The following is a 21,546-nucleotide window of genomic DNA, read 5'->3' on the forward strand; positions in this document are numbered from 1 at the left end:
TCAGTCAGACGGGCGTTGGTCGCCAGCGGAATGCTTGTGCATCAACGGCCCGCATCGTACAGAGTACCCCGTTGAGGTGGTCGTACTCGTGCTGAATCAGTTCAGACAGGCTCCAGTCGGTCACAGCCCAGGTGTGTTCCTGCCAGTGCTCGTCCCGGTACCGTAACGTCAGGCTGCGATGTCGCCTGACGCGTACCAGCAGGTTCGGAAAGCTCATGCAGTCGTCCCAAAGTTCGTCCATGTCGTCGCTGGCCTGCACAATCTCCGGATTGATGATGACTTGCGGCCCAGCGTGGCCCGGACCAGGAACATTGAGATAAAACAGCCGTTTCATGATGCCGAGCTGCGGAGCCGCAATGCCGCGACCAAACTGGTACGTCGCGCGAATTTCCTCCATTACGTTGTGAAGGTCGGCCACCCAGCCCGCTACAAGCGGCAGTTCCTCCCGGCGGACGGGCTCGCAGGTTTCATACAGGCGCGGATCGCCGAGGAGCAGCAGGTCAGCGAGGTGTTTCATTGGGTGTCTCTTCTGTGATCTGCTCTGCCAATGCCGCCAGCCGCAAACTCACGGCCCGTTTGTGAGCCTCCAGCGATTCGGCTTCGGCCATGGCTTCCACTACCGGACCGAGTGCCTGCAAGCCTTCCGGCGTGATACTCTGCACGGTGATCTTCTTTACAAAACTGTCCAGCGACACACCACTGTAGGCCCGGGCAAAGCCGTTGGTCGGCAGCGTATGGTTGGTGCCCGACGCGTAATCTCCGGCTGATTCGGGGGTGTAGTTCCCCAGGAAAATTGAGCCGGCATTCACGATACGATCAGCCACGGTTTCAGCGTCGGCCACGCTCAGAATCAGGTGCTCGGCGGCATAAGCGTTCAGCAGGTCGATGGCATCGTCGGCAGTATCAACCAGTATGGCTTTGCTGTTGTCGATGGCTTTGGCGGCCACGTCGCGACGTGGTAGTCGGCTCATCTGCGTATCCAGCACCAAATTTACCGCACTGACCAGTTTCTTGCTGGTAGACACCAGCAGCACCTGACTGTCGGCCCCGTGTTCGGCCTGCGACAGCAGATCGGCCGCAACAAACGACGGTACCGCCGTATCGTCGGCGTAGATGGCTACTTCGCTTGGGCCAGCGGGCATATCGATGGCGACCCCTTCTTTGGCAACGAGCATCTTGGCGGCCGTTACGTACTGGTTGCCCGGCCCAAAGATCTTGTACACCTGTGGCACCGACTCCGTGCCGTAGGCCAGGGCCGCAATCGCCTGCGCCCCACCGATTCGGAACACATGCGTAACGCCCACCAGCGAAGCCGCGTAGTAAATAGCCGGGTGATTGCTGGGAGAACACAGCACGATCTGACGGCAGCCGGCCAGTTGCGCCGGTACGCCCAGCATCAGCACCGTACTGAACAGTGGAGCCGTACCGCCCGGAATATAAATGCCGACCTTCTCAATGCCCACGCTCCGACGCCAGCACGTAACGCCCGGCATGGTCTCGATCTTCTCGACGGGCTGTTTCTGCGCTTCATGGAAGGTGCGTATGTTCTGATACGCCTGCCGGATGGCGGCTTTCAGATCATCGCTCAACTGGCTTTCGGCCGCGGCCAGTTCGTCGGCTGAAACAACCAGACCTGTTTGGGTCAGATCAACCTTATCGAAGCGGGCCGCCAGCTCAACCAGCGCCTGATCGCCCTGGTCACGAACCTGTTGCAGAATGGGGGCCACCACCTGTTCAATCTGCGCACTCGACTGCACCGGCCGGGCCAGTAACGCGGGCCATTCAGCACGGGCGGGAAAAGGGATGATGTTCATAAGGAGGAGAGGAGGAGAGGAGAAAAGAAAAGGGGGAAAGAAACTGAAGCGCGAAGCTCCCTTCTCCTTTCCTCCTTTTCTCCCTTCCTCCTGTTTAATTAATCATTTTCTCGATTGGGATAACCAGAATACCTTCGGCACCGGCGGCCCGGATGGCTTCGATGTTTTCCCAGAACGCGTTTTCGTTGATAACGGAATGTACGGAACTCCACCCTTCGGTGGCCAGGGGCATAACTGTCGGGGCTTTCATTCCTGGTAATAGTCTGGCAATCTGCGCAATGGCATCGTTTGGGGCGTTCAGTACAATGTATTTGTTGTTCTTGGCTGCCTGCACGGCTTTGATCCGGAACAGCAACTGCTCGGTCAGCGCCTGCCGCTCGTTATTCATCTGCGGGTTGGCAATCAGGATGGCCTCCGAACGAAAAATAGTCTCGACCTCCTTCAGGCCATTGCTCAGCAGCGTACTGCCTGAGCTGACAATATCGCAGACAGCTTCGGCAAGACCAATGCTGGGGGCGATTTCAACGGAGCCGCTGATTTCGTGGATGGTGGCCTGAACGCCCTGTTCGGCGAGGTAGCTGCCGAGCAGGTTGGGGTAGGACGTAGCAATGTTTTTACCCTCCAGATCGCTCAATCCGGCCCAGTCGGTGCCGCGTGGTATGGCGATGGACAGGCGGCACTTTGAAAAGCCCAGTTTATGAATGGTCTGCACCTGGCGGGCGGTTTCGACGGCTACGTTTTCGCCGACGATACCGAGGTCAGCCACGCCATCTTCAACGTAGCCGGGTATGTCATCGTCGCGCAGGAACAAAAATTCGGCGGGGAAATTCGACGAGATCGATTTGAGTTTGCCGGTGCCGTAGTCGAAGCGGATACCGCATTCTTTGAAAAGCTGGTACGAATCTTCGCTCAGCCGACCGGATTTTTGCAGGGCAATCCGTAGCACGGAATTCATGAAATTGGGGAGTTAAGTTGACTTTGTAAACAATCCGGACGGGTCGTCGGATGGGAGAAAACAGGCGTTGGCGGCTATCAGAAGCCGCACTGATGTCGATGGAGACGATGAAAACAGGCCTGTTTGGGTTGCATGGCGCAAAGGTAGATTGAAATAGGTTTGGATGCAAATAAGACGTACCGAGCTCGGTACTAAACATAAATTAGTATCGTGTATTGCAAAGTACTATGTTATTACTTATACTTGCTTGACTTTAGTGTAAGCCCTTATCGATCAGTACTATGCAATCGTATCAGCTTCAGGAGCAAAAGCTATGGGGTCTCTCCCTGATTATCGCCCCGTTATTATTCAGTGTGTCTTCGTTTTTCTGGAACAACGGTGAGTACACCCTGACGGGTGGAACGCTTCTGGTAATTGGGTCGGTGTTCTGGATTCCGGCTTTTATGGGCCTCTTCGCCAAAGTCAGGCATAAAATGCCGACATACGCTACCTGGGGCTTGTTAATCGCTATCTATGGTTGTATCAGTGGCAGCAATTTTGGCATCAGAGGGCTGTACGCGGATGTGTTTGGTATCACGAAACAGGCGCTCCTGGATGAAGCCGCGCTCTTTCCCTTGCCCTTTAACCTGACCATGTTCTGGGCTGGACCACTGTTTCCGTTAAGTCTGCTGGTCCTGGGTATCGTTCTGATACGGAGTAAGGCGGTTCCGGTCTGGACGGGTCTGTTGCTGTGCGTTGGCGCCCTCTGCTTTCCGCTGAGCCGCATTCCCCGTAGTGAACTCATGGCGCACATCGCCGATGGTATTCTGCTTGTACCCCTGGTGTATCTGGGCGTTCGCCTTCTGAGGGGAACCGATCGGTGAGACATTCCTGCCGATTTGAAAACCATTTCCAAATGCACTAACTTTTTGGTATATTTGTCATAAATCAATCGGTGATCCGATTGCGACGATTTGCTGACTGAGGAAAGTAGGTCAGCTATACTTCACTAACACGTGCTGCACCTTGACATTTTCCGAATTTAATCTTCATGACGACCTGCTCGCTGGTGTGCAGGCCATGAACTACCAACAAGCCACGCCCATTCAGGAACAGGCCATTCCTAAAATTCTCGACGGCAAAGACTTAATTGCCAGCGCCCAGACGGGTACCGGCAAAACGGCCGCCTACCTCATCCCGCTTCTCGACCGGATTTCGCACGCCGATCACGATCATACGAGTACGCTGATTCTGGTACCAACGCGCGAACTGGCAAAACAGATCGATGAGCAGGTGGAGGGCTTCGGCTACTTCGTGGAAGCGACGAGTATCGCTATCTACGGGGGCAGCAAGGGCGACGAATGGGACAAACAACGTAAGGCCCTCGAAACAGGAGCCGACATCATCATCGCGACCCCCGGCCGACTGATTGCGCATATGCAACTGGGCTACGTCAATTTCGACAAGCTCGATTACCTCGTGCTGGACGAAGCCGACAAAATGCTCGATATGGGCTTTTCCGACGACATCCTGAATATCGTGCGGAAGTTGCCGGTTAAGCGCCAGACGCTGCTGTTCTCGGCCACGATGCCGAACAAGATCCGTGAGTTTTCGAAGCAGATTCTGCACGAACCCGAGGAAATCCGGCTGGCCGTATCGAAACCGGCCGCGGGCATTGATCAGCAGTTTTACCTGGCCTACGACCGCCAGAAACTCCCGCTGCTGGCCCACCTTATTCAGAACAGTCCGACGCCCGTACAGAACATGGTGCTGTTTACCTCCCGGAAATCGGAGGTGGGCAGTATTGTGCGAACGCTGAGCAAATTAGGTTACGAATCGCGCGGCATCAGTTCCGATCTGGAGCAGGAAGAACGCGAGGTGGTATTGCGGGACTTCAAAAACCGCAAGTTCCCGATTCTGGTTGCCACCGACGTACTGTCGCGGGGCATTGACATCGACAACCTGACGCACGTAGTGAACTACGACATTCCCCGCGATGCCGAAGACTACGTACACCGGATTGGCCGGACGGCCCGGGCCGCCACCACCGGAACCTCCATTACGTTCATTAGTGATGAAGACCAGCACCGCGTGGTGAAGATCGAGCGGCTGATTGAACGTGAGGTTGAGAAACAAGCCATCACCGAAGAACTCGGCTTGGGCAAAGCGCCGGTATTTGACCCGAAACGATACGGTAATCGGCGCGGAGATAACCGCCGTGGCGACGGACGCCGTAGCGATAACCGCCGAAGTGAAGGCAGTCGTGGGGATGGCGGCCGTCGTAACGGTTCACGGCGAAACGGCTCGCGTGGTCAGGAGCGCCCTGTTGCAGACGGGCAGACACGGGAAACGGACGCAACCGATGCGCAACCCGTTCTGGACGGCGAACAACCGCAGGGGGCCGAACGCAAGCGAAACGGAAAACGACGCCGGAATGGCCGTAAGCCCCGGCCGGAGGGTGCACCTATGGCTACTATCCCCGAAGCGGGTGTGCCACTGCCCGGCGATCCGGTGCTGAACGTCAGCGGAGACGTAGCGGATAAACCCAAGCGCCGGAAAAAACGCCGGAACCGACCCAAAGGTGACCGACCCGAGGCTGGTCCGCAGCCGGTAGCGGTGGTTGAGTAAAAAGCAAACGACGGGTATCCAACAGATGCCCGTCGTTTGCTTTTTAGGAGCAGCACTCACCAGGTTGTAGATGTCGGTACGTGCCGACGAAGCATGGTGCGCAGCTTAGTCAGGCTAAAGCATGGTTTTGTTGCTCGTGGAAAGTTTTTGATAGTTTCAGGCGACTCTCTAAAAAATCAATCGTAAAGCATGAAAAGCAAGACAGGAATAAATGTTTTTTTCTTAATCATTGCAGTTATTTCAGGAAGAGCATTGCTAAAAAAATACGATTATTCAGAATTTTTGAAATTTGATAACCCATTATCCTCAGTAATTTATATTATTTACATTCTCGGCTTTTTGGCTTCAATTTGCGGACTAATAATAAACTACAAAAATCGATCTGAAAGGCAGAAACCGTGAAATACCACGAGGACAGCTTTTCGCTTTTGGACGACTTTTTTGCAACTTCAGGCGACTTAGAATTTACAGTTTTTCGCTCATTAACGGCATCATTGAACGAACAAAAACACTACCCCAACCTAGGTCCGCTCCGCGTGTGTTTGCTTCCCGGCGACAGGTTGATCGCGACCTAAGGGTGGTGTTCAGCCCAATAAGGGAAAGGGTGTAAAAGTGGCATGTACGTGTGTTCAGGTGAGTAGCTTCCTCCATCAGCCCTTTCGGGCGCTGGGTGACCCGGCCATGCGAGTGAGTGTTTCGCGTCTTAGTCAACAATAACGAACTAACCAATGGCATCCGACCAAAATTTTGTGGACTTTGTTTTAGACCAAATCAAAAATGCAGGGGTAATAACCGCTAAAAAAATGTTTGGTGAATACGGTATTTATTCTGACGAAAAATTAGTTGGACTGATATGCGACAATAAATTATTTATAAAGCCAACTAATTCAGGACGAGAATTTATAGGAAATGTTTTAGAAGCACCTCCATATGAAGGCGCAAAACCAAGTTTCTTAATAGAGGACAAAATTGAAGATAGCGAATGGTTAAGCGAATTAGTTAGAATATCAATAAAAGAATTGCCACTACCTAAACCGAAAAAGAAAAAATGAAATCCGACTCACGTGAGCAAGTGTAAAGATGCAAGCTACGTTTGTTAGGTGGCTTCTCCTTACCATCAACCCCCGTTGGCGTTGGGTGGAACTCCAAGCAGTGCTTCCATTTCGGCGTTCTGGTCGACAGGTTGCACGTCCTGGAGGACAGCGTTTGGCTTCCATTTCCGGTTTTCGGCTGACAGGACAAACGCCCCGACAGTCGGACTTGGACAGGCTGGGCGGGTTGTGTGCGACAGAGGAAACGCCCTGGTTCAATAGATTGTCTGCATGGGACAAGTCGAGTTGGCAGAGTAAGCGTCTGATAAACCGACCAGAAACTAAATGACTTACAATCAGTACACAATAATGTATAAAATTTGTGATAGGCTTATCAATAATATCTCATGAGACATATATCTCTCATTTTCTTGTCTATACTGGTTTTTATCTTAGTAGCTGCTACACCAGTGGACGGTCCATTAACCGCCGTTGTCAAACTGTCGGGGACGAATCAGCCACACGATGACCCTGCTGACCGGAAGGCGATTGAAGCTATCGGTATTTCTTGGCAGGATGCCTGGAATCGACATGATATGGATGCGTTAACAGCATTGCTTGCTGAAAATGTTGACTTTGTTACAGTCTTAGGGCCCAAAGGTTGGATAAAAGGGCAGAAAGAGTTTAAAGAAGCCCACACGTTTATGCACAAAAATCTATTTACTGAAAGTGTGTGGAAGACGAAAGAAACGCACGTTAAGTTTATCCGACCTGATTTAGCCATCGCCCGCGTATTGTGGGAAACAAAGGGCGATAAAGTTCGTCACGTAAAACATGGCGAACCACGAGAAGGTATTTTTACTTGGGTTTTAGAGAAACAAAAGGGGAAGTGGTTAATTATTGCTTCTCAGAATACGGAAAGTATGCCACCTCTGGCAGGTCAATAGGTGATGAATCCGTGTTAACCACCTGTTGTGCGACAGGCAGCACGTCCTGAAAGCGGGTTTGCAGCCTAACACCTCCATGTGTGTAAAGGCTCGTTCCCCTTCCATCAGCCCCTGGATCGTTGGGTGGCGGGACCGAAATGTGTTTACAGGGGCACCGGCGGCAGGTCGCTCGTCTTACCGGGTAGACTTTAGACCTTCATCTCCGGGTTGCGTGCGACTGTTTGAACGCCCCCGTTGAGTTGAGCAGATTTGGATTTCCATTTCGGAGGTGCGGCTGACAAGCTGCATGCCACAAAGGTTAGGTTTATTGCGCGTTCTGTATTTTTAATGACCAAATAGACTTACTATGAATGCTATTCCAGAAAAAAGGAAGGTGACCATTTCGGAAGCGACAATAACCAAATATAAGAATTACCATCTCTGGATGTTAATACCTTTTGTTATTTCAATTTTAGGATTTTCATATAGCTACTATTTTAATCTGGCTGATGCAACATTTCATCAGCATGTGCATGGGGTTTCTGCAACACTTTGGTACATACTGGTTATCTTTCAACCCTACCTAATTATCCGTAAACAAAATATTCAAAAACATATAATACTTGGAACAATTGGAATTTTATTAGCAGGAATTGTAGCTGGTAGCGCATTTTCTATTATCCCAAAAAATATAGACAATGTTAAAGACCTTAAACCAGATGGCTTCTTTAATCCAACCTTTGCGTATTTTGCTGCTCTAATTGACTTATTATTAGTAGCAGGATTTATTTTAAGTGTATGTTTTGCGATAATAAATATAAAAAAGAAAAACATTTCAAGCCACGTTCAATGGTTGATGGCCTCTGTTTTTTTTATCCTATCTCCGGCACTGTTAAGAATGATTGGAATAGGAGCTATTTTCCTCAATAAAGGAAATATGGAGGCAATCACAATGGTCAAAATGGCAATTCCAACGATGATTGTTATGATAATTTTTATAGTTATCTTCTACTTCAAATATGGTAGTTTTAAGCACCCATCATTTAAGCTCTTACTTTTGTGTCACATCCCGTTTCTATTTGTAGAGCAGATTGGTAGTAATGAATTTATCAGAAACTTGACAACCGCTATCTTCAAAGTATAATCGATCAGTACATCGTCAAGCTTCGGGTGACAGTGTAAAAAAGTGGAAGTTTGGTTATGGTTCGCTCCGCGTGGGCGGCTGTCTGGCGACAGCCCGCACGCCCCCGAAGGCAGGTATTCAGCCCAACGAAAGCGAGGATGTAAAGCCGCAAACAACTCGTTTCCAGGTAAATATTGCCCATGCTATCAACCCCCTGGGGCGTTGGGTGCGGGTCTATCAAGTGTTTGTTTGCCATCGCCCCGGCGACAGTTAGCACGTTCCGACATGTCAGCGTTTAGCTTCCGCTGTCGGCATAGAAATCGGAACGTACCGCACCGAATACATCAGCTCATTCTTTATCGATAAGGTCAAAAAATTAGTGTTTAGCCCTTCGCTTATGATTTGGTCAATTGCGATACGCCAAGTTCGACTGTCCGCACCGACATAGTAAACATTTTAAGAACATAGTGATTGTTAGCTTATCGGGCTACCGGGAGTTCGTGTGTTCGGGATCAACTAGTTTGCGTCCGACGACCCTTCACTCCGATTCAACCATAGCCGTAAGCCAACTTCTCAACAGGTCATTATGAACATAGCCGTTTTTGGGGCCACGGGCGGAACCGGTCGCGAGCTGATTCTTCAAGCCCTTGATAGAGGCCATGAGGTAACGGCGATTGTTCGTCGGCCCGCAGCCTTCACGCTAACCCACGCCCGGCTGCGCACGGAAACGGGCGATGTTATGAAGCCAGATTCATTCGCTTCCGCTCTTCAGCATCAGGACGCTGTGCTGTCAGTCATTGGACAGAACAGCTTGAAACCAATGACGTTTTACCGCCAGTCAGCGCGCAACATTGTCGATCAAATGAATAAAGCTGGCGTTCGGCGGTTGGTTTGTCTCACCAGTGTCGGGGTTCTGGAGAAACCGGTTGGCCCCTTATTCTATGTTTGGCTGATAAAGCCACTACTCAAGAATATTTATGACGATATGCGACACATGGAGCAGACAATACGGGATAGCCATTTAGCGTGGACGATTGTGCGTCCGTCTTTCCTGTTCGATGGCAAGCGAATGGGTCGGTACCGCGTGGGATCATCGGGTGAGTTAGCCCATGCGAACAGGATTTCGCGGGCTGATCTGGCAAATTGCCTTTTGGATCAACTTGATACACAAGCCAACTGGCAAAAAGCTATTGCCGTTGCCTATTAAATCGGCGTAACGAATCAGGCCTAATCCAAGCAGGTTTTAATGGATGAGTGCCGTGTTGCTTACTCCGCGCTGTCGTCCTTCGGGCGCTGGGCAGCGGGCCTTCGAAAGACAGCCGTTCTACCCGGCCAGTAGAGGGGTAAGAGCGGGTGAGTCATTCGCTATTTTCTGCTATCTTACATGGCCATCAACCCACTTGGGTCGTTGGGTGGCTCAGCCAAAAATGAGAATGTAGGTAGCCCGCGACAAGGGGAATATTCAGTCAGAAAACGATTTTGCCAAGTTGTGTGTGGCAGGCAGCACGTTCCGGTTAAGGCGATTAAAAAGAGTCCTCCTGCGACAAAGGCCAAGTCCCTACATGAGGTACGTAAAGTCCAACAGGTTTGCCGGTTATTAACTGCTGATGTAGCAAGATCGAATACCGAGCGATTTCACAACTTTTTTGTATCATTTGGTAAAATAACCCAGTCTCAACGATACGTAGCCATGCAAACTCCTCTTCCAAAGTTTCTCCCGTCCTTGGTTTTTAACGACAAAGCAGAAGAAGCTGCTCAGTTCTATACCTCTATTTTCAAGGACTCGAAAATTATTTCTGTTCTTCGTTTCACTGAAGATCAGCCCGGCCCGGCTGGCAGCGTGTGTCTTGTGGCCTTACAGCTTAACGGACAGGAGTTCCAGTTTGCGAACGGAGGAAGCTCCTTCAACTTCTGCGAAGGCATGTCGCTCTACATGAACTGTGATTCTCAGGAAGAAATTGACGACGTGTGGGATAAATTGCTGGAAGGAGGTAAAGCACAGGAATGCGGCTGGCTGAAAGACAAGTTTGGAGTTTATTGGCAAATTGCACCTACTATTCTGTGGGATATGATGAAAGACCCTGACACAGCAAAAGTTCACCGCGTTCTCAACGCCATTTACAAGATGGTGAAACTCGACATGGCAGCGATCAGGCAGGCCTATGAGGGTTAACACTTACGTAGTTTTTTAAAGGCACTCACTTCCTAAACCATTACCTGCTTTCAATCATACTGACTAACTTGACCATCTGAACATGAAAACACCAATCTGCTTCCTGCTTATTGTCATTGGGCTTTCACTCGGTTTCCGGCAACATGACCTGACGGACAATCCCAAAATAAAAAAGGGCATGATTAAAGTAGCCATATTCTATCCAAACGGAGAGGGTAAAACATTCGATATGGACTACTATTCGACGAAGCATATGCCCATGGCGGCTCGCTTGTTTGGTAATTCGTTGAAGGCGATGGCTATTGACAAAGGAGTCGCCAGCGGGACACCGGATACTCCGTTACCTTATTTAGCGATTGGGTACTTCTATTTCGAAACCATGGCCGATTGCCAGGCTTCCATGAAAGCAAACGCAGAGAAACTCAGGGCTGATGTTCCCAACTACACAAACAGTAAGCCCGTGGTTCAAATAAGTGAAGTGCAGTTAGCAGAATAAGTTGGGCGAACACACAGCCAAAAGCGGATTTGTGTCGCTTCGCATGAGTCAGCGTTCTGGTGACAGGGTGCTCATCCGCGTAGAGCATTACACGGAAATATAGAATACAAGCAAACGTTGCTTTTGACCTAAACGAATCAGATGAAAGGCCAGAAATTTAGTGAAATGAGTAGTGAAGCATTGCTCAAACAAGAAAAGACGACAAAAGTGGTGACAGGTATGCTTGCCGGAATGCTGCTCATACTGCTGGTCATGGGAATTGTTAGGGCCTTCTGGCAAGGCTTTAACTCGTTAATTTTCATTCCGTTCGGCTTGTTGCCCATCGTGCTCCTGAACCTGAATAGTTTGAAAGAGATAAAGAAAGAACTCGACACCAGAAAGGACGTGCTTTAGCCATGCGGTATCATATCTTCTTTCTCACAGAGAAGGCGAATATCCGTCGACAGCTTGCCCGTCTTTGTCGGACCGCAATCATGAGATACTCATACACTGATTAGATTTATTACCTTCAGTACAGTTCCCGTTCCAGCACCGGCCAGCCCTCCTGGAAGGAAAGTCGGCGCAGGCTGAATTTGGAGCGGCCTTTGTCCTCGGCGTCGTAGTAGTGGATAGACACCAGGTTACGGCCCCCCTCACGTAGCAACCCGACATGACCCGGACCAATGTACTGGCCTTCGGTACGGAGTACCAGCGTGCCACCTCCGGCCGTTAAATCGCGTCCCGATTTATCCACGAACGGCCCCAGCGGATTCGTTGATCGGCCTACTACGATGTAATACGTACTGTTTAATCCCTTGCAGCAGAGCCCGTTGTTGGCAAACAGGTAATAATAGGTACCTTCCTTAACAAGGGCGGGCGCTTCCCAATCGGATTGCCGGCCACCAGCCACGGTTTTGACGGACGTACCGGTCTTGATCTTGCCGGTCAACGTATCGAGTTCGGCGGCTCCGATGCCGCCGTGAAACGAGCCGTAGACCAGATACACCCGGCCATCGGTGTCGCGCAGGAGGCCGGGGTCGATGGCGTTGATGTCTGTCCGGACGTTTGACGTAACGACCATGCCCTGATCAGTCCAGCGGTAGTCCGGCGACTGTGGGTTAAGGGTCGGGGACGTAGCAACGCCAATCGCCGATACGGCCGAGCCGAAGGTTGAACACGAATAATAGAGGTAATACCTGCCGTTCATCCGGAGGCAATCCGGTGCCCAGAAATGCCCTTTAAACCCCCGAACCGTGCTGTCGATCCAGCCGGGCCAGGTGCCTTTTTCAAAGACCGGTTTGCTAATGGTCCAGTTCCGCAGGTCGGTGGATCTGACGGTCTGGATGCCGTTGCCGGTCGAGAAATACCAGTACGTGCCGCCTTCCTTCTGAATCGTGCTTGGGTCGTGGGTGGTAAAGCTGCCCTCCTGCGCGTTAGCCGGATTCAGTAAGCACCAGAACAGGCCTACCAGCAGGCAGATGGTTCGATTGGTTCGGGGCATGGCTACGTGTGGGAGGGTGACGACGATTTGGGAAATTGCTGGTGTGGCCAGAAGAAACCGGATAGCAACCGTTTCGCTGCCATCCGGTTTGGATACGATTACTGCGTAATTTTCATGACGGGCGTATAGAGCATCTCGGCGACACCGACTGTTTTGACGCCGATGCGACCGTAGAAATAATTCTTGCTGATCAGCGCGCCCGGTACCGCCAGCGAGAAGGCGAGGGGCTTGCTCAGGTCGGCCAGGGCGGCACCCGTCAGGTCGACGCGCCCGGCGTTGTTGTTAATGTCCACAAACTGCGTTGCGCCGACGTACAGCGTTACCCGCTCCACCGCCCGACCCGTAGTGGCCTGGTTCACCTGGCAGCTCGCAGTCAGGTTGGTGCCGCTCCGCTGGAACTTCTCGTTGCGGATCACGTAGTAGGGCTGCACGGGCACGTCGATCGTGGCGGCTCCCCGAACCTGAACGTTGATTGTATCGGTATTGTCAACCCAGGGGCCGTTGCCCCGCAGCCGGACCAGTTTGTAATCGCCGTCGAACAGAGAGGCCGAAAATGAACCGTCCTGCGCTACGTACACCGGAATCTTGGTAAACAACTGGAATCCCGGCTGCCATAACTCCAGTTGAACGCCGTTTGTACGGACACCCACCGGCTGATTCTCGTACACAACCCGCCCTGTTAGCGTTGATTTTGGGGGCTCGAAGTTGTCTTTTTCACATCCGGCCAGCATAACCGTGCCGACGAGGAGGCTATAAAGGATCGCTTTCATGGTCTCAGATCAATGGAAGGGATTGCGAACGATTTTTGGGTTGTTGTTGATAACCGCCTGGTCGATAGATGAGTAATAGTTGCCCATCTGGAACAGACGCGGAGCCCGGAAACGGGGCGCTACCAGCTTGACGAAGACGTACTTGCCGTCGCGGGCCGGATCGCCGGGACGCACCACACGGTAGGGATACAGGGCGTACATCATCGCATCCGGGTTGCTGGTGCTGCCGTTCCAGACCTCGTGGGCAATGCGCCAGCGCATCAGATCCCACACGCGGTGGTCTTCGAAGGCCAGCTCAACCCGGCGTTCGTTCTGGATGCGGGCGAGCGTCAGGCTGCTCAGGCTGTTGGCCGGGAAACCGGCCCGTTCGCGCAGGCGGTTCACGTAGGTCAGCGCGTCGGCGGTCTGGCCCAGTTCAAAGGCGGCTTCGGCGGCATTCAGCAGGATTTCGCCCAGCCGGAACCGTACCCACCACATGTCGCTGCGGATACCACGCGTACTCGACAACGGAGTCGGGTCGATGTACTTGCGGAGGTAGAAACCCGTGTTCGACACTTCCGTCTGCGACCGCTGCGGCCCGGAACTACCCGTCAGCAGCTTCCCGTCCGTGTACAACGCCCCCAGGGTATTGCCTTCAACTACCTGGTAGTTGTTACTGGCGGCATTCCAGACCATAACGCCAGCCTGAATCTGCACCTCCTGGCCTCTGAAGCTGGTACCCGGATAGATCACCGTGCCGTAGAGCCGGGCGTCCTTGTTGGCAAACGGACCGCTCAGGTTATCGTAGTAGATGTAATCCCGGTCGTCGGGCGTGCGGGTTTTCAACTCCCCTGAACTACCGTCGAGGTACTCGTAGTCTTCAACCAGATTCAGCACCGGCGTAATGTTCGACGACGACAGGTTATCCTCCCGGATGTTGCGGGCGATGTTATCGTAGCTGAAGCCGTGCCGCTTGTCCTTGGCCGTCAGGAAGTCTTTGGCCAGAATGATCTCCGGGTTGTTGATTTTCTTCGTAATGGCTTCAAAGAAGTTTTCGCCCAGGTTCGGATTGGCGCGGTAGAGTGAATACGGTCCGGCAATTACCTCCTTGGCGGCTTCGAGCGCTTTGGTGTAATACTCCTGCGCCCGGTTGGCCGGAATGCCCACTTCACCGCCCGGGGTTGTAATGGGGGCACCCATGCGGCTGTTGTACTTCGCAATCGAACCCGCGTACAGCATCGCCCGGCTCTTCAACGCCATGGCCGTAAACTTATTGGCGCGGGTGTTGCTGCCGGCGTTGCCCAGATCGTTCTTGATCGCGTCCAGTTCGCTGGCAATGAAGTCGTAGACCTCGGCTTCCTTGTTACGTGGAAACTGCAGCGACGACGGATTACCACTGAAGTCGTAGATGAGCTGTTTGGTGATGACGGGAACGCCCCCCATGCGCTTCACCAGCTCAAAGTACATCATGGCCCGCAGGAACCGGAACTCGGCGGTGAATTGAGCTTTCTGGGCGGCCGACAGGGCCGTGCTCTTTGTTTCCAGGCTTTCAATGGCCAGGTTGATGTCCCGGATCAGACCGTAATCCCATAGCCGCCAACGCTCAAACCCGTAGGAAATGATGTTGTTGGGGCCGTCGTTGTTGCCCGACCACATGGCTTCGTCGTAGGCGGCAAAATCTGTCCAGCCGGTAAAACGGGCGGGGTTGGCGTTGACGTCCGAACCAATATCGATCTGCGTATGGGCCGGCAGCCGGTCGTAGTAATTGGCCAGCAGGCTCGTAATCATTCGGGTGTCGTTCCAGACCTGACTGTCCAGAATGATGTTAGGCGGCTGGCGCTCGAGAAAGTCTTCCTTGCAGGCAGCCAGGCTAAGCGTCAACAGACTAATCGAGAGGTATTTATGAAAACGATTCATCGGTAAAGTCATTTGTTGATTAGAAACTCATCGCGAAACCAGCGTTATACAGGCGCTGCGGAGGATACACCAGCGCGCCGTTCGACGAAATTTCGGGGTCGACCTGGATGGCTTTGAGGTTGTCGAACGAAACGAGGTTCGTACCGTTGACGTACACCTTCATGGCCGACACCCCAAACTTGTTCAGGAATGGCTTGGGAATGTTGTAGCCCACCTCGAAGTTGCGCAGGCGCAGGTAGCGCACGTTGGTTACCCAGAAGTCGCTCCGGCGGCTGTAGTTCACGTGGCTGGGGCTATCCTTGCGAACGGCCGGATACGTACCGGCTACCCACTGACTTTCGGAATTGAACGGATCGGCGCGGTGCCAGCGGTCTTCGAAGATGTAGGCCGGTGACGTACCGTTGTTCTGGAACGGAATCTTCTGCTCTACCTCGCGACGGAACGTTTGCAAACCGGCACCCACTACGTCGATCTGCACCGTAAAACCCCGGTAACCCAACGTACCGTTAAACGCGTAGTTGAAGTAGGGCGTAGCGCCTTCGGCGTATCCGATGGGGCGTTCATCGAGGTTATTGATGATGCCGTCGCCGTTGACGTCCTTGTAGATGAAGTCGCCGGGAAGCATGGTCCGGTTACCCTGCCCGTCGTTATCTACGTTGTAATCGTCGATTTCCTGCTGCGTCTGGAACCGGCCGACGACCTGATAGCCCCAGTTGATGCCCGACCAGCGGTCGACAGCGGAGTTGCGGTACTGATCCCAGGAATTGCCAAAACGGGGCTTGTAGATGTCGAGACTCCGCTGCCGCGCCAGGGTTGCGTTACCGCCAATGGTGTAGGTAAGCTCACCCGCCTTGCCGGTGTAGGACAGTGCCCCCTCCAGGCCGCGGATGGCGTCGGAGTTCAGATTGGCGTTGGGCAGCGTGTAGCCTACTTCACTGGGGAGCAGTACGTCGTACTGGGCCGCAGGCAACCCTTTCCGCTTGCGCTCGAACACGTCGAACTGACCGGAAATTTTGCCACCGAAGAGACCAAAATCAAGCCCTACGTTAGTCGATACGTTCGTCACCCACGACAGCGTCGTGATGGGTAGCCCCCGGGGCCGGACACCGATTACGTAGTTGCCGTTGAAGATGGCGCTGCCCTGCAGGAAGTTGTAGCCGGGCAGGTAGCTAAACGGGGCTACAATGAAGTTGTCGTTGATCAGGTCACTACCCGTGCGGCCGTAGCTGGTCCGCAGCTTCAGCTCACTGATTACGTTATTGAATTTCCCCTTAAAAAACGGTTCCTCACTCAGGCGCCAGCCCAGCGAAGCCCCGGGGAAGAAGCCGTACCGACGACCGGGCGCAAACAGGAACGACCCGTCGTAACGACCCAGCGCTTCGACCAGGTACCGCTGCTTGTAGTTGTAGTTGACCCGGCCGATGTAGCCCGCCCGAGCCGTTACGTTCCACTCGTCGATGAGCAGGTCCTGGTTGGCAAACGACATCAGCGGGATGTAGTTGTTGGGCGGTACGGTGTGCACGACCAGGTACTTGTTGTCGGTGTCGTAGCGCTCGTAGGCACCCACCGCCGACAGGCCGTGATCGCCAAATTGCTTGTTGTAGGTCGCCTGCAACTGCATGAAGCGGTCGACAATGTTGCGTTTCCGCCGTTCGCGCCAGGGGTTCTGGTTACCCCCGCCCGGCACTACGTTGTAGGAGTCGGTTTTGGGGTCGTAGGTGTAGGCATCGTAGGTGTATTCGAACCCATCGAAGTCAAAGTTGGAGAAGTTGTACGAGTACGTTCCCTTGACGTTCAGCCCGAAATCAAAGTCATATTGCGCAATGAAGTTGGCTTTAACGGCCCGCCAGTATTCATTGATGTAGCCCGTTACTTCTTTCCTGTACGTGGCCGGGTTAACGTTTACGTTGTGCGTCTGGTTGATGTAATTCGGGTTATCGTTGGCGTAGGGGCGTTCGGTGGGCCACATTGAAAAGATACTCAGGAACGGGTTGAAGTAATCGTCCAGTCCCGGCACACCCACCTGAAACCGGTCTTCGATGCGCCCGCTGATCTGCGTACCAATCCGGAGCTTTTTGCTCAGCCCGGCGTCGACGTTGGCCTGGAAGTTACTCCGCTTGAAGTGGTAATCCCGGATGAGGGCATCCTGGCTCAGGTGGCTGGCCGACACGTAGTAGGTTACGTTGTCGGAACCGCCCGATACGCTGCTGTTCACGTACCACTGCGGTACGTTCGGGCGCATCACCATCTTGTAGTAATCAAAACTCTGGTAACCTTTTTCGGTACCAGCCTGCCATTTCGCCAGTTCCTCGGGCGTAATGGTCGTCGGAATGCCCCGGTTCTGATCCGATTCGGCCAGGGCCCGAACGTGCTGGTAGGCATTGGCCGGACGAGGGTAACGCGTGAAGTTCTGAAGGCCGTAGTAACCCGACAGGCTGATGACGGGCTTCTGGTTAGCTTTTCCGCGCTTGGTCGTAACCAGCACTACGCCATTGGCCGCCCGCAGTCCGTAAATGGCCGCCGAGCCATCTTTCAGAATGGAAATGTTTTCGATGTCGTTGATGCCGAGGTTGTTGAACTGACCGGCATCAGCCACGATGCCGTCAATTACAAACAGGGGAGCCCCCATGTTCCGGATCTGGATGTTGGTACCCCCGCCGGGCCGGGCGTCGGGTTGCCGGGCCGTAATCCCCGGCACGCGGCCAACCAGCGCACTGGACGTAGCCACGGCGGGTGTACGGATGATCTCGTCGGCTTTGACGGAGCCAACCGCGCCCGTAACCGTTCCCCGCGACTGGGTGCCGTACCCCACCACCACGACTTCATCGAGCGACTGGTCATCGGCGATCAGCTTGACGCTTACGTTTGATGCCGACGTGACCGGCACTTCCTGGGTTTTATACCCCACAAACGAGAAAACCAGGGTCGCGCCCTGATCCGGTACGTTGATGGTAAATTTTCCCTGGGCGTCGGTAGTGCTCCCACGGGTCGAGCCTTTGACGACTACGTTTACACCCGGCAGGCCATCGCCTTTTTCGTCGGTGACGGTTCCTTTTACCGTAATTTCAGCAGCGCCAGGTTGCCCGGCGTGGGTAAGGGTTCGTAAAAAAGGTCTTACGCGCGACGATTCTTTCCGCTCATCGTCGGGCGAGGCCAGCGCACAGGTAAGCGTGGCATTGAAGAGAAGTGAAAATAGGGCATATCTTCCAAAGGCGTGCGAACGCTCGGTGTGTAAGATATTTTTCATAACTTCAGGCGTTTTTGTTCAACACAAAGGGCAAAGACATTCCTGACACCCTCAACAGGGTGCATTGCAGATCGGGAATTACTGGTCAACGGTGCTGGTCCCACCGTTGACTTCTTATATCATCTTCGGGTTTATCTGTTCATAGGCAATCAGTAAGTTAGGGGTTTGGATTTATTACTACTCGGTGGTTATCGCCAGGGACGAACTGGCTATAGCACGCTGTGAAGCAAAGTTTATTTGCCGAGAAAAGAAGCTATCTGAAGGATTCCGGAAGACAGATTTTGTTACCGGTATTATCCAATAAATCAAACATATAATACATATAAGCTAAAAACAAATAAATGTCAATATGCAGTCAGTATTGGCCTAAACCCAGCTATTTTATACCCTCAAATGCATAAAATCTTCTCTTTTTTCAAGAAAGATGACTCTTTATGAACATTTGTGATAGCTGTTTATTAGGATAAAAAGGTGACGAAACTGCGCGCAGCAGGCATTAACTGACACATCTGGAATGGGCAAGGACAATAGGGCCATACAGGCATGTTCACTTTGTGATGAACGGTAGTGCAGATGCCACATTTGCGCTATTTTTTTGTCGTGTTGATTATGAACTCAACCCGTTGACCCTAATACCGCTATGTCCATGTCCCGTCGCTCTTCGCTACAGACGCTCGCCCTGACGGCGGGTGGGTTGTTGTTACCCGCGTCCGTGTTGACGGCCGGTCGGCAGCCGGCCCCCAAAAAGTTAGGCATTGCCCTGGTCGGATTAGGCAACTACAGCACAAACCAACTGGCACCGGCGCTCCAGGAAACCCAGGGCTGTTACCTCGCCGGGATCGTCACCGGGTCGCCGGACAAGGCCAAAACATGGGCGGAGAAATACAACATCCCCGCAAAAAATATCTACAATTACCAGACGTTTGACCAGATTCGGAACAACCCCGACATTGACATTATCTACGTCGTACTCCCTAACTTCCTGCACGCCGAGTACACCATTCGGGCCGCTCAGGCGGGTAAGCACGTCATCTGCGAAAAACCAATGGCGATGAATGCGACGGAAGCCCGGCAGATGATCACGGCCTGCGAGAAAGCGGGGGTTCAACTGTCGGTGGGCTACCGACTGTATTTTGAACCTCATCACCTGGAAATGCGCCGGTTAGCGGCTGCCAAAACGTTCGGCGGGGTCAAGGTCATTGAGTCAGGGCTGGGGTTTACCGTACCGGGGCCGGGTTCGTGGCGGCTGGATAAAAAGATTGGCGGGGGCGGGGCCATTATGGATCTGGGCGTCTACGCCATTCAGGGGGCACGACGAACCCTCAACGAAGACCCGATCAGCGTAACGGCGCAAGCCTATACCTTTGATACGGTGCATTTCAGGGACATTCACGAGACGGTGTTCTGGCAGTTTGAGTTTCCGAGCGGGGCGCTGGCCCATTGCAGCACCACCTACTCGTCGTACGTTGACCGGCTGTACGTAACCTGCGAGCGGGGCTGGTTCAAACTGGAACCATCGTACAATGCCACCGGGGCGCAGGGCATCACCAGCCGGGGCGCTATGGACGTACCATCGCCCCGGTATCAGCAGGTTGCTCAACTGGATGCGTTTGCACAGAGCGTACTGACGAAGCAGAAACCTGAAGCTTCCGGTGAACAGGGCTGGAAGGATATGAAGCTGATCGGCGCTATTCTGGAAGCCGCCGAAACCGGCCGGAAGGTAGCGATTGACCTGCGGGCGTAATGTCCGGGCCAAGCTCCCGCTTGGCCCGTGTCAGGTAAGTTGACCAAGCTCCCGCCTGGCCAGGACGTGAACTACCGCTTTCCCAGCAGCAGTACGTCCGTATCGCGGAAAATGCCAAAATAAACGTCAGGAACACCATCCTTGTTAACATCAGCAATTTCGACGGAGATGGCTTCGCGACCAGCACCCTCAGGCAGGTACGTTTTGGTTTGTTCCGTAAACTGACCTTTCCCGTTGTTGATGAGCACCTGCGGACCGGCGGCTCCGAAAATGTTCGCGAGTACCAGATCAAGATCTTTGTCGCCATCGAGGTCGGCGAACTGCGCATCGGCCGTATTGAGGTTATTGACCGCCTGGTAGCGCTGAGCGGTTTCGTCTGTAAAAACGCCTTTGCCGTTGTTGATCAGTAGCCGGTTAGCCGGATTTTTGGTTTGCCGGAAGTTGACGTTCGAGAAGTGAACGTCCAGATCGCCGTCCCCATCGACATCGGCCAGATCTACCTTGCGGGTCTCTTCGGTACCGGGCGAGATCGGAAGCCGTCCGGCGGTTGCGTTCGTGAACACGCCCTTGCCATCGTTCAGGTATAGCTTGTTGTCATCCTCATTCCCAAAAATCAGATCCAGATCCCCGTCTTTGTCCAGGTCGGCGGCTTCTACATCCTGCGTTACGTCCTGATCAACCGGCATCCTGCTCGCCGACTCGTTCGTAAATCGGCCTTTACCGTCGTTGGCCAGAAAATAGTCCTGACCATCGTTGCCCATAATCAGGTCGAGGTCGCCATCCTTGTCAAAATCACCAACAACCACCGCATTACTGATGCATTGCACCGGAAACTGGTCGCTGACGTCGCTGAAGACACCTTTGCCGTCGTTCAGGTAGTACTCGTGGATTTTGTCGTCTTCGCTCACAAAAACCAGGTCCGTGTCACCGTCTTTGTCGAAGTCGCCCAGTGCGATGTCTTCGTGATCGTGGTTTTTGGTCGGTAGCCGACCTTTGGTGCCGCTCGTGAAGATGCCTTTGCCGTCGTTGAGCAGGATGACGTTCGGCCGGAACTCGGAGGCAATGATCAGGTCGAGGTCGCCGTCATTGTCAACGTCGAGGGGCTCCACGTCCATGGAGTTGCTGGTCAGGTCGAGCAGGGGCAGGTGGGTCTGCGATACGTCGGAGAAAGTAAGGGCAGTCGGGGCGGGCGTAATGCAGGCGACACCCAGCAGCAGACAGATGAACCAGCAGGCAGTACGTTTCATGGGGCAGAAGTTTGCCAAGTTTACCTGAAAACGCCTT

At 53.1% G+C, this 21,546-nt stretch carries 18 protein-coding genes; 10 read left to right on the plus strand and 8 right to left on the minus strand.

The features are described from left to right. Positions 1-4 precede the first annotated feature (4 nt). The 3 genes from BN8_RS10730 to hisG all read right to left on the minus strand — a co-directional run bounded on the left by BN8_RS10730 (position 5) and on the right by hisG (position 2,769). The gene (locus BN8_RS10730) at positions 5-517 is read right to left on the minus strand and encodes a peptide deformylase (protein ID WP_009281885.1); all 513 of its coding nucleotides are present in this window, start codon (positions 515-517) and stop codon (positions 5-7) included. Beyond that, a complete protein-coding gene (gene hisD / locus BN8_RS10735; protein WP_009281886.1) occupies positions 501-1,814 on the minus strand; it encodes a histidinol dehydrogenase in 1,314 nt (437 codons plus the stop codon). Before hisD ends, BN8_RS10730 begins: the two co-directional genes overlap by 17 nt. 94 nt (positions 1,815-1,908) lie before the next feature. After that, positions 1,909-2,769, minus strand: coding sequence for an ATP phosphoribosyltransferase (gene hisG / locus BN8_RS10740; RefSeq protein ID WP_009281887.1), 861 nt, complete (start codon positions 2,767-2,769; stop codon positions 1,909-1,911). Between the two features lie 281 nt (positions 2,770-3,050). On the opposite strand from hisG, the gene BN8_RS10745 reads away from it, so the two are divergent. The 9 genes from BN8_RS10745 to BN8_RS10785 all read left to right on the plus strand — a co-directional run bounded on the left by BN8_RS10745 (position 3,051) and on the right by BN8_RS10785 (position 11,518). Next, positions 3,051-3,632 carry a hypothetical protein gene (locus BN8_RS10745; protein WP_009281888.1) on the plus strand — a complete coding sequence of 194 codons (582 nt, stop codon included), beginning with the start codon at positions 3,051-3,053 and terminating at the stop codon, positions 3,630-3,632. A gap of 196 nt (positions 3,633-3,828) precedes the next feature. Next, complete coding sequence (locus BN8_RS10750) at positions 3,829-5,376, plus strand: DEAD/DEAH box helicase (protein ID WP_009281889.1); 1,548 nt, start codon at positions 3,829-3,831, stop codon at positions 5,374-5,376. Positions 5,377-6,104: 728 nt separating this feature from the next. Beyond that, a complete protein-coding gene (locus BN8_RS10755; RefSeq protein ID WP_040005728.1) occupies positions 6,105-6,428 on the plus strand; it encodes a TfoX/Sxy family protein in 324 nt (107 codons plus the stop codon). 386 nt (positions 6,429-6,814) lie between these two features. Next, the gene (locus BN8_RS31655; protein WP_009281890.1) at positions 6,815-7,354 is read left to right on the plus strand and encodes a YybH family protein; all 540 of its coding nucleotides are present in this window, start codon (positions 6,815-6,817) and stop codon (positions 7,352-7,354) included. A 346-nt stretch (positions 7,355-7,700) separates the two neighbouring features. Then, positions 7,701-8,477 (plus strand): hypothetical protein, encoded by a 777-nt coding sequence (locus BN8_RS10765; protein WP_040005729.1) that lies wholly within the window; start codon positions 7,701-7,703, stop codon positions 8,475-8,477. A 565-nt stretch (positions 8,478-9,042) separates the two neighbouring features. Next, on the plus strand, positions 9,043-9,663 hold the full coding sequence (locus BN8_RS10770; RefSeq protein ID WP_009281892.1) for an NAD(P)-dependent oxidoreductase: 621 nt from the start codon (positions 9,043-9,045) through the stop codon (positions 9,661-9,663). A gap of 483 nt (positions 9,664-10,146) precedes the next feature. Further along, positions 10,147-10,629, plus strand: a complete 483-nt coding sequence (locus tag BN8_RS10775; RefSeq protein WP_040005730.1) for a VOC family protein — start codon at positions 10,147-10,149, stop codon at positions 10,627-10,629. Between the two features lie 82 nt (positions 10,630-10,711). After that, on the plus strand, positions 10,712-11,125 hold the full coding sequence (locus tag BN8_RS10780) for an EthD family reductase (protein WP_009281894.1): 414 nt from the start codon (positions 10,712-10,714) through the stop codon (positions 11,123-11,125). Between the two features lie 141 nt (positions 11,126-11,266). Beyond that, positions 11,267-11,518 (plus strand): hypothetical protein, encoded by a 252-nt coding sequence (locus BN8_RS10785; RefSeq protein WP_009281895.1) that lies wholly within the window; start codon positions 11,267-11,269, stop codon positions 11,516-11,518. 115 nt (positions 11,519-11,633) lie between these two features. Here the strand turns inward: BN8_RS10785 and BN8_RS10790 are convergent, their stop codons facing one another. The 4 genes from BN8_RS10790 to BN8_RS10805 form a co-directional block, all read right to left on the minus strand. Beyond that, the gene (locus tag BN8_RS10790) at positions 11,634-12,605 is read right to left on the minus strand and encodes an arabinan endo-1,5-alpha-L-arabinosidase (protein WP_009281896.1); all 972 of its coding nucleotides are present in this window, start codon (positions 12,603-12,605) and stop codon (positions 11,634-11,636) included. A 98-nt stretch (positions 12,606-12,703) separates the two neighbouring features. Continuing rightward, positions 12,704-13,375: a DUF3823 domain-containing protein gene (locus BN8_RS10795; protein ID WP_009281897.1), complete on the minus strand. Its 672-nt coding sequence runs from the start codon at positions 13,373-13,375 to the stop codon at positions 12,704-12,706. 9 nt (positions 13,376-13,384) lie between these two features. Then, positions 13,385-15,271 carry a RagB/SusD family nutrient uptake outer membrane protein gene (locus BN8_RS10800; protein WP_040005731.1) on the minus strand — a complete coding sequence of 629 codons (1,887 nt, stop codon included), beginning with the start codon at positions 15,269-15,271 and terminating at the stop codon, positions 13,385-13,387. Positions 15,272-15,290: 19 nt separating this feature from the next. Further along, a complete protein-coding gene (locus BN8_RS10805) occupies positions 15,291-18,518 on the minus strand; it encodes a SusC/RagA family TonB-linked outer membrane protein (RefSeq protein WP_009281899.1) in 3,228 nt (1,075 codons plus the stop codon). A 640-nt stretch (positions 18,519-19,158) separates the two neighbouring features. Between BN8_RS10805 and BN8_RS10810 the strand changes: the two genes are divergently transcribed. Next, the gene (locus BN8_RS10810) at positions 19,159-20,262 is read left to right on the plus strand and encodes a Gfo/Idh/MocA family protein (protein ID WP_009281900.1); all 1,104 of its coding nucleotides are present in this window, start codon (positions 19,159-19,161) and stop codon (positions 20,260-20,262) included. A gap of 71 nt (positions 20,263-20,333) precedes the next feature. Here BN8_RS10810 and BN8_RS10815 read toward each other — a convergent pair whose 3' ends face one another. Continuing rightward, a complete protein-coding gene (locus BN8_RS10815) occupies positions 20,334-21,509 on the minus strand; it encodes an FG-GAP repeat domain-containing protein (RefSeq protein ID WP_009281901.1) in 1,176 nt (391 codons plus the stop codon). Positions 21,510-21,546 lie beyond the last annotated feature (37 nt).

Source organism: Fibrisoma limi BUZ 3, assembly GCF_000296815.2.
GTDB lineage: Bacteria > Bacteroidota > Bacteroidia > Cytophagales > Spirosomataceae > Fibrisoma > Fibrisoma limi.

Bases quoted from the DNA above. Each gene is read 5' to 3' on its own strand.
- BN8_RS10815 (WP_009281901.1), bottom strand. From the start codon at position 21,509: ATGAAACGTACTGCCTGCTGGTTCATCTGTCTGCTGCTGGGTGTCGCC.
- BN8_RS10800 (WP_040005731.1), bottom strand. From the start codon at position 15,271: ATGAATCGTTTTCATAAATACCTCTCGATTAGTCTGTTGACGCTTAGC.
- BN8_RS10805 (WP_009281899.1), bottom strand. From the start codon at position 18,518: ATGAAAAATATCTTACACACCGAGCGTTCGCACGCCTTTGGAAGATAT.
- BN8_RS10775 (WP_040005730.1), top strand. From the start codon at position 10,147: ATGCAAACTCCTCTTCCAAAGTTTCTCCCGTCCTTGGTTTTTAACGAC.
- BN8_RS10745 (WP_009281888.1), top strand. From the start codon at position 3,051: ATGCAATCGTATCAGCTTCAGGAGCAAAAGCTATGGGGTCTCTCCCTG.
- BN8_RS10765 (WP_040005729.1), top strand. From the start codon at position 7,701: ATGAATGCTATTCCAGAAAAAAGGAAGGTGACCATTTCGGAAGCGACA.
- BN8_RS10770 (WP_009281892.1), top strand. From the start codon at position 9,043: ATGAACATAGCCGTTTTTGGGGCCACGGGCGGAACCGGTCGCGAGCTG.
- BN8_RS10795 (WP_009281897.1), bottom strand. From the start codon at position 13,375: ATGAAAGCGATCCTTTATAGCCTCCTCGTCGGCACGGTTATGCTGGCC.
- BN8_RS10755 (WP_040005728.1), top strand. From the start codon at position 6,105: ATGGCATCCGACCAAAATTTTGTGGACTTTGTTTTAGACCAAATCAAA.
- BN8_RS10785 (WP_009281895.1), top strand. From the start codon at position 11,267: ATGAAAGGCCAGAAATTTAGTGAAATGAGTAGTGAAGCATTGCTCAAA.
- BN8_RS10790 (WP_009281896.1), bottom strand. From the start codon at position 12,605: ATGCCCCGAACCAATCGAACCATCTGCCTGCTGGTAGGCCTGTTCTGG.
- hisD (WP_009281886.1), bottom strand. From the start codon at position 1,814: ATGAACATCATCCCTTTTCCCGCCCGTGCTGAATGGCCCGCGTTACTG.
- BN8_RS10750 (WP_009281889.1), top strand. From the start codon at position 3,829: ATGAACTACCAACAAGCCACGCCCATTCAGGAACAGGCCATTCCTAAA.
- hisG (WP_009281887.1), bottom strand. From the start codon at position 2,769: ATGAATTCCGTGCTACGGATTGCCCTGCAAAAATCCGGTCGGCTGAGC.
- BN8_RS10730 (WP_009281885.1), bottom strand. From the start codon at position 517: ATGAAACACCTCGCTGACCTGCTGCTCCTCGGCGATCCGCGCCTGTAT.
- BN8_RS31655 (WP_009281890.1), top strand. From the start codon at position 6,815: ATGAGACATATATCTCTCATTTTCTTGTCTATACTGGTTTTTATCTTA.
- BN8_RS10810 (WP_009281900.1), top strand. From the start codon at position 19,159: ATGTCCATGTCCCGTCGCTCTTCGCTACAGACGCTCGCCCTGACGGCG.
- BN8_RS10780 (WP_009281894.1), top strand. From the start codon at position 10,712: ATGAAAACACCAATCTGCTTCCTGCTTATTGTCATTGGGCTTTCACTC.